This is a genomic window from Stenotrophomonas sp. YJH_SMC_53, assembly GCF_059369995.1.
On the sequence record NZ_JCAFTF010000005.1, the window covers coordinates 221,773 to 236,059 of the forward strand.

General features: G+C 66.9%; 11 protein-coding genes and 1 pseudogene. 9 read left to right on the forward strand and 3 right to left on the reverse strand.

The annotated features are described in order from the left end of the window. Positions 1-40: 40 nt before the first annotated feature. The 6 genes and pseudogenes from murC (at position 41) to lpxC (ending at position 6,936) form a co-directional block, all read left to right on the forward strand. Complete coding sequence (murC, locus tag AC5P7X_RS10120; RefSeq protein WP_329843130.1) at positions 41-1,477, forward strand: UDP-N-acetylmuramate--L-alanine ligase; 1,437 nt, start codon at positions 41-43, stop codon at positions 1,475-1,477. Further along, positions 1,474-2,436 carry a D-alanine--D-alanine ligase gene (locus AC5P7X_RS10125; protein ID WP_005415295.1) on the forward strand — a complete coding sequence of 321 codons (963 nt, stop codon included), beginning with the start codon at positions 1,474-1,476 and terminating at the stop codon, positions 2,434-2,436. Before murC ends, AC5P7X_RS10125 begins: the two co-directional genes overlap by 4 nt. Beyond that, positions 2,433-3,110: pseudogene (locus tag AC5P7X_RS10130) on the forward strand (cell division protein FtsQ/DivIB); the annotation flags it as partial. The gene AC5P7X_RS10125 and the pseudogene AC5P7X_RS10130, both read left to right, overlap by 4 nt. Before the next feature lie 68 nt (positions 3,111-3,178). Then, positions 3,179-4,414 carry a cell division protein FtsA gene (ftsA, locus tag AC5P7X_RS10135; RefSeq protein WP_005408083.1) on the forward strand — a complete coding sequence of 412 codons (1,236 nt, stop codon included), beginning with the start codon at positions 3,179-3,181 and terminating at the stop codon, positions 4,412-4,414. A gap of 169 nt (positions 4,415-4,583) precedes the next feature. Further along, positions 4,584-5,819 carry a cell division protein FtsZ gene (gene ftsZ, locus AC5P7X_RS10140; protein ID WP_005415297.1) on the forward strand — a complete coding sequence of 412 codons (1,236 nt, stop codon included), beginning with the start codon at positions 4,584-4,586 and terminating at the stop codon, positions 5,817-5,819. 205 nt (positions 5,820-6,024) lie between these two features. Next, positions 6,025-6,936: a UDP-3-O-acyl-N-acetylglucosamine deacetylase gene (gene lpxC / locus AC5P7X_RS10145; RefSeq protein WP_495214775.1), complete on the forward strand. Its 912-nt coding sequence runs from the start codon at positions 6,025-6,027 to the stop codon at positions 6,934-6,936. Positions 6,937-7,217: 281 nt separating this feature from the next. On the opposite strand, the gene AC5P7X_RS10150 is transcribed toward lpxC, so the two are convergent. Then, entirely contained in the window at positions 7,218-7,667 is a 450-nt protein-coding gene (locus AC5P7X_RS10150) for a DciA family protein (protein WP_049413132.1), read from the reverse strand. 12 nt (positions 7,668-7,679) lie between these two features. Here AC5P7X_RS10150 and AC5P7X_RS10155 point away from each other — a divergent pair, with 12 nt between their 5' ends. The 3 genes from AC5P7X_RS10155 to AC5P7X_RS10165 all read left to right on the forward strand — a co-directional run bounded on the left by AC5P7X_RS10155 (position 7,680) and on the right by AC5P7X_RS10165 (position 12,727). Next, positions 7,680-8,636, forward strand: a complete 957-nt coding sequence (locus tag AC5P7X_RS10155; RefSeq protein ID WP_070489883.1) for a M23 family metallopeptidase — start codon at positions 7,680-7,682, stop codon at positions 8,634-8,636. A 302-nt stretch (positions 8,637-8,938) separates the two neighbouring features. Further along, positions 8,939-11,671: a preprotein translocase subunit SecA gene (gene secA / locus AC5P7X_RS10160; RefSeq protein ID WP_005415301.1), complete on the forward strand. Its 2,733-nt coding sequence runs from the start codon at positions 8,939-8,941 to the stop codon at positions 11,669-11,671. A gap of 102 nt (positions 11,672-11,773) precedes the next feature. Further along, entirely contained in the window at positions 11,774-12,727 is a 954-nt protein-coding gene (locus AC5P7X_RS10165; RefSeq protein ID WP_329843124.1) for a Nudix family hydrolase, read from the forward strand. A gap of 10 nt (positions 12,728-12,737) precedes the next feature. Here the strand turns inward: AC5P7X_RS10165 and AC5P7X_RS10170 are convergent, their stop codons facing one another. Together AC5P7X_RS10170 and metF are read right to left on the reverse strand one after the other, a co-directional pair. Then, positions 12,738-13,322, reverse strand: a complete 585-nt coding sequence (locus AC5P7X_RS10170; protein ID WP_329843122.1) for a DUF4124 domain-containing protein — start codon at positions 13,320-13,322, stop codon at positions 12,738-12,740. A 40-nt stretch (positions 13,323-13,362) separates the two neighbouring features. After that, positions 13,363-14,190, reverse strand: coding sequence for a methylenetetrahydrofolate reductase [NAD(P)H] (metF, locus tag AC5P7X_RS10175; protein ID WP_005415304.1), 828 nt, complete (start codon positions 14,188-14,190; stop codon positions 13,363-13,365). Between the last annotated feature and the right edge of the window lie 97 nt (positions 14,191-14,287).

The following is a 14,287-nucleotide window of genomic DNA, read 5'->3' on the forward strand; positions in this document are numbered from 1 at the left end:
AGAAGGCATGCAACCGCGCCTGCCCTGCGCGAGGCCGCGCATGATCCGTCGCCTGCACGACACCAACGACCTGGTGCGCGCGTTCCCCCGCGTGCATTTCGTCGGCATCGGTGGCACCGGCATGAGTGGCATCGCCGAAGTGATGCTGACGCTGGGCTACGAAGTGTCCGGCTCGGACAACGCCGACAACGTGGCAACCCGCCGCCTGGCCAGCCTGGGAGCGCGCATCATGCGCGGCCACTCGGCAGCCAATGTGCTGGGCACCGACTGCGTGGTGGTCTCCAGCGCCATCCGCGAGGACAACCCGGAGCTGATGGAAGCGCGCAGCCAGCGCATTCCGATCATGCCGCGCGCGGCGATGCTGGCCGAGCTGATGCGCTTCCGCCGCGGCATTGCCGTGGCCGGTACCCATGGCAAGACCACCACCACCAGCCTGACTGCGGCGGTGCTGAGCGAAGGTGGCCTGGACCCGACGTTCGTGATCGGTGGCCAGCTGCTGGCTGCCGGTGCCAACGCCAAACTGGGCGGTGGGCAGTGGCTGGTGGCCGAGGCCGACGAAAGCGATGGCAGCTTCCTGCGCCTGAACCCGCTGATGTCGATCATCACCAACATCGATGCGGACCACCTGGAGAACTACGGCAACGACTTTGCCCGCGTGCAGGCGGCGTTCGCCGAATTCCTGCAGCGCCTGCCGTTCTACGGCCTGGCGGTGCTGTGCATCGACGATCCGGAAGTGGCCGCGCTGGCTGCCAGGACCCCGCGCCACGTGATGAGCTACGGCATGAGCCCGCAGGCCGACGTGCGCGCCGAGAACGTGGTGCAGGAAGGATCGCGCATGCGCTTCACGCTGCGCCTGCCGCAGGGCACCAGCCAGGAAGTGGTGCTGGCGCTGCCGGGCAGGCACAACGTACTCAACGCGCTGGCCGCCGCCGCGGTGGGCTGGCAGCTGGGCGTGGCGCCGGACGCCATCGCGCGCGCGCTGGAAGGCTTCGCCGGTGTCGGCCGCCGCTTCAATGACCTGGGCGAAGTGACCACCGCCAGCGGTGCCAAGGTGCGCATCATCGACGACTACGGCCATCACCCGAGCGAGCTGGAGGCGGTGTTCGCCGCCGCCCGCGGCGGCTGGGCTGACAAGCGCCTGGTGGTGGCCTTCCAGCCGCACCGCTACAGCCGCACCCGTGACCAGTTCGACAAGTTTGCCGCGGTGCTGTCCAGCGTCGACGCGCTGGTGCTGAGCGAGGTCTATCCGGCCGGTGAGGAACCCATTGCCGGTGCCGACTCGCATGCGCTGGCCCGCGCCATCCGCGCGCGTGGCCGCAGCGAGCCGGTGGTGGTGGGCAAGGCCGCCGAGCTGGCCAGCGTGCTGCCGGACGTGCTGCAGGACGGTGACCTGCTGCTGATGATGGGGGCCGGCGATATCGGTGCCGTGGCCGCCCATATCGCGGTGGAAGGCTTCCTGGGGGAGGGCCAGGCGTGAGCGCGCTGACTTTCCCGCCGCTGCGCGTGACTGACCCGGCCGTGTTCGGCCGCGTCGCCGTGCTGCTCGGCGGCAGTTCCAGCGAACGCGAGGTGTCGCTGGATTCGGGCCGCAACGTGCTCGAAGCCCTGCAGTCGCGCGGCGTCGATGCGTTCGCCGTCGATGGCATTCCGGCGCTGGCCAGCGCGCTCGCCGCCGGTGGCATCGACCGCGTGTTCAACATCCTGCATGGCCACAACGGTGGCGGTGAGGACGGCATCGTGCAGGGCCTGATGGACGCCTTCGGCGTGCCGTACACCGGCTCGGACGTGCTGGGTTCGGCGCTGAGCATGGACAAGATCCGCACCAAGCAGGTGTGGCTGTCGCTGGGCCTGCCAACGCCGCAGTACCGGAAGGTCGACGCGTCCACGGTGCATGCACTGGCGGCAGAGCTGGGCCTGCCGGTGGTGGTGAAGCCGGCCAACGAAGGCTCCAGCGTGGGCATCAGCCGGGTCACCGACGAGGCCGGCCTGGACGAGGCCGTGGCCCTGGCCGCGCGCTACGACGGCCAGTTGCTGATGGAACAGATGGTGGTGGGCGATGAGCTGACCGTGGCCATCCTTGGCGACGTTGCCCTGCCGTCGATCCGCATCGTGCCCAAGGGCCAGTGGTACGACTACAACGCCAAGTACATCGCCGAGGACACCCAGTACCTGTGCCCGGGCCTGGACGGTAGCGACGAAGACGAGATCCGCCGCATCGCGCTGGCCGCATTCCGCGCCGCCGGCTGCCGTGGCTGGGGCCGCGTGGACGTGATGCGTGACCGCGCCAGCGGCCGTTTCTTCCTGCTGGAAGTGAACACCGCGCCGGGCATGACCAGCCATTCGCTGGTACCCAAGGCGGCCCGCCAGGCCGGCATCGGTTTCGAGGAACTGGTGTGGCGCGTGCTGGAACAGACCCTGGAGGCCACGCACGCATGAACGCGCTGCTGCGCATCTTCGTCTGGCTGTTGGCACTGTCGGTGGTTGCACTGCCGGTGGTGGCCGTGGTCAATGGCTGGGTCGGCGCCGAGCGCTGGCCGCTGGCGAAGCTGCGCGTGCATGGCGAGTTCAAGCGGGTACCGGCCGAGCAGCTGCAGCAGGTGCTGCTGCCGTACGCGCGCGCCGGGTTCTTCGCGGTCAAGCTGCAGGATGCGCAGGATGCCCTGGAAAAGCTGCCGTGGGTGGAAAGCGCGCAGGTACGCAAGCAGTGGCCGGATGTGCTGGAAGTGACCCTGGTCGAGCACAAGCCGTTCGCACGCTGGGGCAACGACCGCCTGGTCTCCGAGCAGGGCAAGCTGTTCCCCACGCCGAAGAAACTGTCCGACCTGGAACTGCCGGAGCTGGATGGCCCGGACAGCCAGACCCAGGAAGTGATGAAGCTGTACAGCGACTCGCGTGCCTTGTTCGCACCGGCCGGCGTCGACGTGCGCCGGGTGACGATGGATGCTCGCGGCAGCTGGTCGCTGGTGCTGAGCAACGGCACCGAAGTGGTGGTCGGCCGTGACGACGCGCGCTCGCGCATGCAGCGCTTCGTCAAGGTGCTGCCGCAGCTCAACCGCCAGGACGCGCCGATCGAGCGCGCCGACCTCCGTTACACCAATGGTTTCACGCTGAGCTGGGGTACCCCGGCCACGCCGGCGAAAACGCCGGCGACCCCGGCCAGAAGCACGCAGGAAAGGACATGAATCGCAAGGGTGACAAATCGCTGATCGTTGGCCTGGACATTGGCACCTCCAAGGTGGTGGCGCTGGTGGGCGAGTATTCGCCGGGCAACCCGATCGAAGTGATCGGCATCGGCTCGCACGAATCGCGCGGGCTGAAGCGTGGCGTGGTGGTGGACATCGAATCGACCGTGCAGTCGATCCAGCGTGCGGTGGAAGAAGCCGAGCTGATGGCCGGCTGCGAGATCCGTTCGGTGTACGCCTCGATCTCCGGCAACCACGTGCAGTGCAAGAACTCGCCGGGCATCGTGCCGATCCGCGACGGTGAAGTGACCTGGGGCGACCTGGATCGCGTGCTCGACGCAGCCAAGGCGGTGGCGATCCCGGCCGACCAGAAGATCCTGCACGCGATTCCGCGCGAGTACGTGCTGGACGATTCGCAGGAGGGCATCCGCAACCCGGTCGGCATGACCGGCGTGCGCCTGGAGGTACATGCGCACCTGGTGGTGTGCGCGCAGTCGGCGGCGGCCAACATCAGCAAGTGCGTGCAGCGCTGCGGCCTGCAGGTGGACGACCTGGTGCTGTCCTCGCTGGCCTCCAGCGTGGCGGTGCTGACCGCCGACGAGCGCGAGCTGGGCGTGGTGCTGGTCGACATGGGCGCCGGTACCACCGACATCGCGGTGTTCGTGCAGGGCGCGATCTGCCACACCGCCTCGCTGCCGATCGCCGGCGACCACGTGACCAACGACATCGCGCACATGCTGCGCACGCCGACCCCGGAAGCCGAGCAGATCAAGGTGCGCTATGCCTGCGCCCTGGCCCAACTGGCCACGGCCGAGGAGAGCATCCAGGTGCCGTCGGTCGGCGACCGGCCGCCGCGCCGCATGCCGCGCCACTCGCTGGCGCAGGCCGTGCAGGGCCGCTACGAGGAGATCTTCGAGATGGTGCAGGCCGAACTGCGCCGCTCCGGCTTCGAGGAACTGGTGCGCGCCGGCATGGTGCTGACCGGTGGCGCGTCGAAGATGGAGGGCGTGGTCGAACTGGCCGAGGAAATGCTGCAGATGCCGGTGCGCGTGGGCATCCCGCAGCACGTCACCGGCCTGGGCGAAGTGGTCGGCAACCCGGTGCACGCCACCGGCGTGGGCCTGCTGCTGATGGGCAGCCAGATCGAGCACCCGCGGCGGCCGTCGCTGCCGACCGGGCGCGCTGGAAGCATGTTCAAGAAACTCAAGACCTGGTTCCGCGGCGAGTTCTGACGCGGAACCCGTAACTCCGGGCCCAGCCCGGCGCAACACCCGCAGTACCCGCATCACAACGCAACAACGCACTACACAACCCACACAGCCGCAACGGCAACATGACACGCGAAGGCAGGAGGCCCGACCGTCCATGCCACCGACAAGCGGATACAACGAGGACACGGACATGGCGCATTTTGAACTGATCGAAAAGATGGCACCCAATGCGGTGATCAAGGTGGTTGGCGTGGGCGGCGGCGGCGGCAATGCCGTGGCGCACATGGTCAACTCGGCGGTGGACGGCGTGGAGTTCATCACCGCCAACACCGACTCGCAGGCCATCAAGAATTGTGGTGCCAAGCTGCAGCTGCAGCTGGGTACCAACGTGACCAAGGGCCTGGGTGCAGGCGCGAACCCGGAAGTCGGCCGCCAGGCCGCGCTGGAAGACCGTGAGCGCATCATGGACGCGCTGCAGGGCGCGGACATGGTGTTCATCACCGCCGGCATGGGCGGCGGCACCGGCACCGGCGCTGCGCCGGTGGTGGCGCAGCTGGCCAAGGAAATGGGCATCCTGACCGTGGCCGTGGTCACCAAGCCGTTCCCGTTCGAAGGCCGTCGCCGCATGCAGGTGGCGCTGAAGGGCATCGAGGAACTGAGCCAGCACTGCGACTCGCTGATCACGATCCCGAACGAGAAGCTGATCACCGTGCTGGGTCGCAACGCGACCATGATCCAGGCCTTCCGCGCCGCCAACGACGTGCTGCAGGGCGCCGTGCAGGGCATCGCCGACCTGATCGTGCGTCCGGGCCTGATCAACGTCGACTTCGCCGACGTGCGCACCGTCATGTCCGAAATGGGCCTGGCGATGATGGGTACCGGCACCGCACGGGGCGATGACCGCGCCCAGGCCGCTGCCGAATCGGCGATCCAGAACCCGCTGCTGGACGATGTGAACCTGGCCGGTGCCAACGGCATCCTGGTCAACATCACCGCCGGCGCCGACTTCACCATGGCCGAGTTCGACGAGATCGGCCGCACCATCGACGGTTTCGCTTCGGAAGACGCCACCGTCGTGGTCGGCACCGTGCTGGACCCGGACATGCAGGACGAAGTGCGCGTGACCGTGGTGGCCACTGGCCTGAACCGCGTCTCGGCCAGCAAGACCCAGCGTCCTGGCGAGCGTGCACCGATCAAGCTGGTCCGCAACGCCACCACCGGCCAGCCGGAGTTCGGCGAGTTCGACAACGGCGGCGACGCCGTGTCCAAGGCCGTGGGCGGCATGGGCCTGGGCCTGCGTCGCGCCAGCAGCGATACCGCGGCGGCGTCGGCCCCGTCGGCCCCGGCGGCTTCGGCCCCGGCAGCGGCGGAACTGCCGAACGACTACCTGGACATCCCGGCCTTCCTGCGCCGCCAGGCGGACTAAGCGGGGCGGCCCGGGGTTGTCCTCCCCGGGTTGCGCCACCATGTCCTGAAAATGCGGGCGCCGGGCCAGGATGGGCCCGGCCGCCCCGCTTCACGCGCTTTCCCAGCGGCGTGCCGGTGTGTCCTGCCGGTGGCTGTCACTGGCGTTTCAGCCAGGGTAGGGGAGTGCGCGTGTTAATCTAATGTGTCACTTCCGGTCCATCCCCATGATCCAGCAACGCACCCTCAAGAACACGATCCGCGCCACCGGCGTTGGCCTGCATAGTGGTGACAAGGTCTACATGACCCTGCGCCCGGCACCGGTCAACCATGGCATCGTGTTCCGCCGCGTGGACCTGGACCCGGTGGTGGAAGTGCCGGCCAAGGCCGAACTGGTCACCGAAGTGACCCTGTGCACCGGCCTGACCTGCAACGACGCCAAGATCCAGACCGTCGAACACCTGATGTCGGCGCTGGCCGGCCTGGGTGTGGACAACATCATCGTCGAGCTGTCCTCGGCCGAGCTGCCGATCATGGACGGTTCGGCCGGCCCGTTCGTGTTCCTGCTGCAGTCGGCAGGCATCGTGGAACAGGATGCGCCCAAGCGCTTCATCCGCGTGCTGAAGACCGTGGAAGTGACCGAGGGCGACAAGTTGGCCCGCTTCACTCCGTACGAGGGTTACAAGCTGGGTTTCACCATCCAGTTCAACCACCCGATGATTCCGGCCAAGCAGTCGCGCCAGGAAATCGAGTTCTCGACGCTGGCCTACACCAAGGAAATCTCCCGCGCGCGCACCTTTGGTTTCATGCGCGACCTGGAGTACATGCGCGAGCGCAACCTGGGCCTGGGCGGTTCGATGGACAACGCCATCGTGCTGGACGAGTTCCGCGTGCTCAACGAAGACGGCTTGCGCTACGCCGACGAATTCGTGCGCCACAAGATCCTTGACGCCATCGGCGACCTCTATCTGGCCGGTGGCCAGGTGTTGGGTGCCTACGAAGGCTTCAAGTCCGGCCACGCGCTCAACAACAAGCTGGTGCGGGCCCTGATGGCCGATGCCAGTGCCTGGGAATGGGTCAGCTTCGACTCGCCGGCCACCCCGGATCCGGTGGAATACGCCACCCCGGCGTACGCCTGATTCCATAGGTTGTTGAATTTAAAGATAAAAACGCCGCCTTCCTGGGCGGCGTTGTTGTTTCCGGCGTTGGCGACGCATTCAGCGTGCTTGAAAGACGTCAAGGCTGGTTCAAGGTCACGGTTTTGTGAACCTGTTGGATCAGAAGCCTGAATTTAACGAAGTTTTAACAACAATCTAACGACAGGCCCCCGGATGGCCGCTAGGATGCGACCCGGCCCCCGAAATGTTTCACGCCGTGGTGACACGCGCGACGGGGAGCGGAGCCGGATGCTCCGTTGCCATCAGGACCGTTTCTTCGGCTTCGAGGGAACGTCCTGCAGGCAAGCCAAGGCGTCGCGTAGCCCTTTGTGCGTGGCGGCTGAAACTGCGTGGGGTCCATTCCGGTTGTCGAGCGCTGGGGAGCGCGTGGGAGTGGGAGACGCAGTCTTGATGGTCACCCTGGTGGCCTTCAGCCCGATGGAACGGGCCGCGTCGAGCAGCTGGGCTTCGGCAAGCCGCAACTTGGCATGCCAGACCGGGGACTCGACGAGAAAAACGAGGTGTTCCCCGTCCACATTGGCCAGCCGGCAACGGCTGCGCAGAGGTGGCGGCAACTGGGGGCGCAACTGACGGTCCAGCGCGTCGAGCCACAGGGCACGCCGCAGCGGGTTCCCGCTTTTGTCCGCCATTACCGCATCCAGCGCCGGTTTCGGTGCCGACGCGGGGCGAACGCTGGATTTCGGCTCAGACATGAAAACTCACTGATGGCATTCAAAAAGATCGTAATCAAAACGCGTGAAGGACAGGCCAAATCGTCGCCGATCACGCGTTTGCGGTTCTATTTCGAGGACCGCCCCCGCGCCCTGCTGGGCAGCGTGCTCGGGTTAGGCTGCATTATCGGCCTTGCTGGCGGCATTGGCGCCAGCGCGCTGAATGATTCCCGGCTGCAGGCCAAGGTCGAGCGCCAGGATGCGGAGCTGGCCAAGGTCAAGCGCGATGCGCAGACCCAGGTCAATGCGCTGGCGGCTCGCCTCGGCGAGCTGCAGGCCCAGGCGACCCGCCTCAACGCCCTCGGCGAACGGCTGACCCAGATGGGCAAGCTGGAGGACGGCGAGTTCGACTTCAACGAGACCCCCGGCCTCGGTGACGGTGACGCAGGCGGCCCGACCAGCGACATCCCGGTCAAGGACGTCAACGCCGACTTACAGGTGCTGGAGCAGCGCTTCGCTGCTTCAGGCCGCCAGCTGTCGGTGATGGAATCGCTGATGTTCGACCACCAGCTGCAGCAGAACGCCGTGCCGTCGCGCATGCCGATCCGCAACAGCTACGTGACCTCCGGCTTCGGCACCCGTGCCGACCCGTTCGGCCGCGGCGCCGCCACCCACAAGGGCATGGACTTCCACGCAAAGGTCGGTGACCCGGTGATGGCCGTGGCCGAGGGCGTGGTCAGCTTCGCCGGCGTGAAGGGCGGCTACGGAAATGTCGTCGATGTCGACCATGGCAATGGCTATGTCACCCGCTACGCGCACAATTCGCGCCTGGTGGTGAAGGCCGGCGACCTGGTCCGTGCCGGCCAGGAAGTGGCCAAGGCCGGTTCCACCGGCCGTTCGACCGGTGCCCACGTGCACTTCGAGGTGTGGGAGAACGGCAACGTGGTCAACCCGCGCAAGTTCCTCGGCGACGGCGGCAACACGCCGGTCGGCCGCGTCAGCCGCGGCTGATGCGCGGGTCGGATCCCTTCCGCGCTGCGGAAGGGCTCTGACCCGATGTGGTTGATCTGGTAGTGCCGGCCGCTGGCCGGCAACCTCATGGATTTCGGCAGCATCGCGGATTGCCGGCCAGCGGCCGGCACTACCGGGAATGTTCGGATGCCATTGCCGCCAAAGGGTTGAAACCCCTTGGGGCCGTCCCAAGCTACAATGGGTGTTGCCATCGACAGGGCGCCAGGCGCCCTGTTTCGTTTGCGGCGGACGGATCCCCAGGGGGAGGCCGGGCGTCGTGTCCATCCAACCCGGTTCCTTCAATGATCAACAGCCTGCTTACCCGCGTATTTGGCAGTCGTAACGAACGACAGCTGCGCCAGCTCAACCGCATCGTCGCCAAGATCAATGCGCTGGAGCCGGAGATCGAGAAGCTGTCCGACGAGCAGCTTCAGGCCAAGACGCCGGAGTTCAAGCAGCGCATTGCTGGCGGTGAAGCCCTGGACAAGGTGCTGCCGGAAGCGTTCGCGGTCTGCCGCGAAGCCGGTCGCCGCGTGCTGGGCATGCGCCACTACGACGTGCAGCTGATCGGCGGCATGGTGCTTCACCTGGGCAAGATCGCAGAAATGCGCACCGGTGAAGGCAAGACCCTGGTGGCGACCCTGCCGGTGTACCTCAACGCGCTGGAAGGCAAGGGCGTGCACGTGGTCACCGTGAACGACTACCTGGCCCGCCGCGACGCCGCGCAGATGGGCAAGCTGTACAACTGGCTGGGCCTGAGCGTGGGCGTGGTGTACCCGGGCATGCCGCACAGCGACAAGCGCGAAGCCTACGCCGCGGACATCACCTACGGCACCAACAACGAATTCGGTTTCGACTACCTGCGCGACAACATGGCGCTGTCCAAGGCCGACCGCTACCAGCGCGGCCTGCACTACGCCATCGTCGACGAAGTCGACTCCATCCTGATCGACGAAGCGCGCACCCCGCTGATCATCTCCGGTCCGGCCGATGATTCCCCGGAGCTGTACATCCGCGTCAACCGTGTCGTGCCGCACCTGGTCAAGCAGGAAGCGGAAGACGGCGAAGGCGATTTCTGGGTCGACGAGAAGGGCAAGCAGGTGCACCTGTCCGAAGCGGGCATGGAGCACGCCGAGCAGCTGCTGGTCGAGGCCGGCATCCTCGATGGCGAGACCGAAGGCCTGTACGCGGCGCAGAACCTGACCGTGGTGCACCACCTCAACGCCGCCCTGCGCGCGCACGCGATCTACCAGCGTGACGTGGACTACATCGTGCGCGATGGCGAGGTGGTCATCGTCGACGAATTCACCGGCCGTACCCTGGCCGGCCGCCGCTGGTCCGATGGCCTGCACCAGGCGGTGGAAGCGAAGGAAGGCGTGCCGGTGCAGCGCGAGAACCAGACGCTGGCGAGCATCACCTTCCAGAACCTGTTCCGCATGTACAAGAAGCTGTCCGGCATGACCGGTACGGCCGATACCGAAGCGTTCGAGTTCCAGAGCATCTATGGCCTGGAAGTGGTGGTGATCCCGACCAACCGCCCGACCATCCGCAAGGACAGCCCGGACCAGGTGTTCCTCAACCGCAAGGGCAAGTTCAATGCGGTACTGGCCGACATCGAAGAGTGCGCCAAGCGCGGCCAGCCGGTGCTGGTGGGTACCACCTCGATCGAAACCTCGGAAATGCTGTCCGAGCACCTGAGCAAGGCCGGCGTGAAGCACGAAGTGCTCAACGCCAAGCAGCATGACCGCGAAGCGACCATCGTCGCCAACGCGGGCCGCCCGGCGGCGGTGACCATCGCCACCAACATGGCCGGTCGTGGTACCGACATCGTGCTGGGCGGCTCGCTGGAAGCCGAGATCCACGCTCTGGGCGAGGACGCAACCGACGAGCAGAAGGCGGCAGTCAAGGCCGAATGGCAGAAGCGCCACGATGCAGTGAAGGCCGCTGGCGGCCTGCATATCGTCGGCACCGAGCGCCACGAGTCGCGTCGTATCGACAACCAGCTGCGCGGCCGTTCGGGCCGCCAGGGTGACCCGGGTTCGTCCCGCTTCTACCTGTCGCTGGAAGACAACCTGATGCGCATCTTCGCCTCCGACTGGGTGCAGAAGGCCATGCGCATGATGGGCATGAAGGAAGACGACGTCATCGAGGACCGCCTGGTCAGCCGCCAGATCGAAAAGGCGCAGCGCAAGGTCGAGGCCCACAACTTCGACATCCGCAAGAACCTGCTGGACTTCGACGACGTCAACAACGATCAGCGCAAGGTGATCTACGCCCAGCGCGACGAGCTGCTGGACGCCGAATCGGTGAAGGACAACGTCGACGGCATCCGTGACGACGTGATCTTCGACATCGTTGCGCGCTTCGTGCCGCCGAACTCGATCGACGAGCAGTGGGACCTGCGTGGCCTGGAAGCGACCCTGGAGTCGGACTTCGGCCTGCAGATGTCGCTGACCGACCTGGTCAAGCAGCATGAGGAACTGGACGCCGAGGCCATCGCCAGCAAGGTCCAGGAGCGCGTCAACCAGCACTTCGCCGAGAAGGAAGCCAGCCTGGGCGAAGAGACCATGCGCGCGCTGGAGAAGCACGTGATGCTGACCGTGCTGGACCAGAGCTGGAAGGAGCACCTGGCGCGCATGGATTACCTGCGCCAGGGCATCTACCTGCGTGGTTACGCGCAGAAACAGCCCAAGCAGGAATACAAGAAGGAAGCCTTCGAGCTGTTCTCGGACATGCTGGAGAACGTCAAGCGCGAAGTGGTGACCCTGCTGGCCCGCGTGCGTATCCGCAGCGACGAGGAAGTGCAGGCCCTGGAGGCCGCCGAGCGGCAGCAGGCGCAGGCTCGCCTGAGCCAGTCGCAGTTCCAGCACCAGGATGCGGGCGGCTACAGTGCCGACGAGGAAGCTGCGCAGGTGCAGGCTGCCCAGCAGGGCGTCGCGCAGATGCAGCGCGACGAGCCGAAGATCGGCCGCAACGATCCGTGCCCGTGCGGCAGTGGCAAGAAGTACAAGCACTGCCACGGCCAGCTGAGCTGATCCCGAAGAGCCCCGCGAAAGCGGGGCTTTTCGTTTGTTGCGGGGGGAGTTGCACAGGATCCGTGATTGCGCCGGCCGCACTGTTCTGGGCATGCTTCCCCCATGCCTTCCCCCACCCGATCGATCCACGTCGTGGCCGCCGTCATCACCGACGCCCGTGGCCGCGTGCTGCTCAACCGCCGTACCGAGAACCGCGACATGGCCGGCCTGTGGGAGTTCCCCGGCGGCAAGCGCGAATCCGGCGAGACCTCCGAACAGGCGCTGGCGCGTGAACTGCGCGAAGAGCTGGGCATCGAGGCCGATGTCGGGCCCTGGCTGATGGACGTGCCGCAGCGCTATCCGGACAAGCACCTGACCCTGGAAGTGCGCCATGTGCGCAGCTGGAAGGGCACCCCGCGCGGCCGCGAAGGCCAGGCGATCACCTGGGTGGCGCAGGACAAGCTGGGCCGCTATTCGATGCCGCCGGCCGACCTGCCGGTGGTGGCCGCACTGCGCCAACCGGACCGCTACCTGATCACGCCGGCGCCGGCTGACGATGCCAGCGGCGTGCAGCACTGGCATGACTGCCTGCAGCGCGCGGTCGCGGCGGGCCAGCAGCGCATCCAGCTGCGCCTGCCACCGGAACACCCGCAACGGCAGGCAATGATCGAACAGGTCGTGCGCGCGCATCGTCGCGGCGTGCAATGGCTGATCAACCGCGATGTCGCGCTGGCACGCGCACTGGGCGTGGGTGTGCACCTGGGCAGCGAGCAGCTGCAGGACCTGCAGGAACGGCCCTTGCCGGAAGGGCAGCTTGTCGCCGCGTCCTGCCACGACCTGGAGCAGCTGCAGGCGGCGCAGCGGCTGGGCTGCGACTTCGTGGTGCTCGGCCCGGTGCAGGCCACGGCCAGCCACCCCGGGGCAGTGCCGCTGGGCTGGGAGGCCTTCGCCGCGCTGCGCGCGCAGGTGTCGCTGCCGATCTACGCGTTGGGTGGGATGGTCGCCGGCCATATCGCCGAAGCCCGTCGCCACGGTGGGCAGGGTATCGCTGCGATTGGCGGGTTGTGGCCGGCGTGAGCCCTCCCGGTCACAACGTGATCCAGAAACACCCGTATTGACGCCGCAACCCCAGCACCGTCGAAGCGCGCGACACGCTGCCGGGCAGGGTCTGTTCCAGGCGCAGGCCGACCGGATGCCGCACGGCCGACGGCTCCGGGTCGGATACCTGCGCCGCAGGGCTCTGATCCTCATCCTGCGATTGCGGCATCGCCTGCGAGGGATACACCGGTACCACGTCTACCAGCGGCCGCCGCACCAGCGATTCCAGTTGACCGAGGATGCGCTGCGCACCGGCATCGGAGACCGCGCCCCACAGGTACAGCGACGACAACCGGTTCACATCGTTGCTGAGGATGCCGATGCGCAGCGCGTCCACCAGCTCGCTAAGGCGCCGTGGGCAGCGCGCCCCCAGGGTGTCTCGCCGCAGGGTGCTGCCGGTGGGCGCGGGCGGTGGTAATCGTGATCGGGCGCCGACGCTGTCGCAGGGCCGGTCGGTATACACGCTCTGGCCCTGCGCATCGGTGCAGCGGTTCAAGCGCGTGGACTGCGCATGGACAACGCTCGATGCCGAGCACAATGACAGCAGCAACAGCAGGAAGGAAAGCCGGTTCATCGACGCAGGGTAGCGCCGATCGCGGTGGCATGGCGTGCTTTCAGCCGTGCAGCAGCTTCAGCACCGACGTGGTCGGCTTGGCCAGGTTCAGGGTGTAGAAGTGCAGGCCCGGCGCGCCGCCCTCGACCAGGCGCTGGCACAGCCTGGCGACCACTTCGGTACCGAACGCCCGCACCGATTCGGCGTCATCGCCATAGGCCTGCATCTTGCGGCTGATCCAGCGCGGGATCTCCGCACCGCACTGCTCGGAGAAACGGCGCAGCTGGCTGAAGTTGGCGATCGGCATGATGCCGGGCGTGATCGGTACCTGTACGCCGAGCCGGCGCACGGCATCGACGAAGTGGAAGTACGCATCCGGGTTGTAGAAATACTGGGTGATCGCCGCGTCGGCGCCGGCATCGATCTTGGCCTTGAAGTGCTTCAGGTCGGCCAATGCATCGGAGGCCTGTGGGTGGGTCTCCGGGTAGGCACCTACCTCGATGCGGAACGCATCGCCGTGTTCGGCGCGGATGAACTCGATCAGCTCGGCGGCATAGCGCATGTCGCCGGGGAAGCCCATGCCGGAGGGCAGGTCGCCGCGCAGCGCGACCAGGCGATGGCAGCCGATGGCGCGGTACAGCTTGAGCAGTTCGCGGATTTCCTGGCGGGTGCCGCCGACACACGACAGATGCGGTGCGGCCTCGAAGCCATGGTGCTGGTTGAGATGGCGCACGGTCTCGGAGGTATAGCTCAGCGTCGAGCCACCAGCGCCGAAGGTACAGGACACGTACTCGGGGCCGTAGTCCTTCAGCTTGGCTGCGGCGCGATCCAGCTGGCTGCGCTGTTCATCGGTCTTGGGCGGATAGAACTCGAAGCTGATGGCAGTCATGGCACGGGCGGCGGCGGCGGGTGTGGATCAGTATATCGCTTCATCAAGATGGATGTGCGATTGCGGTGTGAGGGCGGGCCATCCGTGGCGCGCGACC

Coding starts and splice junctions, on each gene's coding strand:
- secA (WP_005415301.1), top strand. CDS start 8,939: ATGATCAACAGCCTGCTTACCCGCGTATTTGGCAGTCGTAACGAACGA.
- AC5P7X_RS10155 (WP_070489883.1), top strand. CDS start 7,680: ATGGCATTCAAAAAGATCGTAATCAAAACGCGTGAAGGACAGGCCAAA.
- AC5P7X_RS10165 (WP_329843124.1), top strand. CDS start 11,774: ATGCCTTCCCCCACCCGATCGATCCACGTCGTGGCCGCCGTCATCACC.
- ftsZ (WP_005415297.1), top strand. CDS start 4,584: ATGGCGCATTTTGAACTGATCGAAAAGATGGCACCCAATGCGGTGATC.
- murC (WP_329843130.1), top strand. CDS start 41: ATGATCCGTCGCCTGCACGACACCAACGACCTGGTGCGCGCGTTCCCC.
- lpxC (WP_495214775.1), top strand. CDS start 6,025: ATGATCCAGCAACGCACCCTCAAGAACACGATCCGCGCCACCGGCGTT.
- AC5P7X_RS10150 (WP_049413132.1), bottom strand. CDS start 7,667: ATGTCTGAGCCGAAATCCAGCGTTCGCCCCGCGTCGGCACCGAAACCG.
- metF (WP_005415304.1), bottom strand. CDS start 14,190: ATGACTGCCATCAGCTTCGAGTTCTATCCGCCCAAGACCGATGAACAG.
- AC5P7X_RS10170 (WP_329843122.1), bottom strand. CDS start 13,322: ATGAACCGGCTTTCCTTCCTGCTGTTGCTGCTGTCATTGTGCTCGGCA.
- ftsA (WP_005408083.1), top strand. CDS start 3,179: ATGAATCGCAAGGGTGACAAATCGCTGATCGTTGGCCTGGACATTGGC.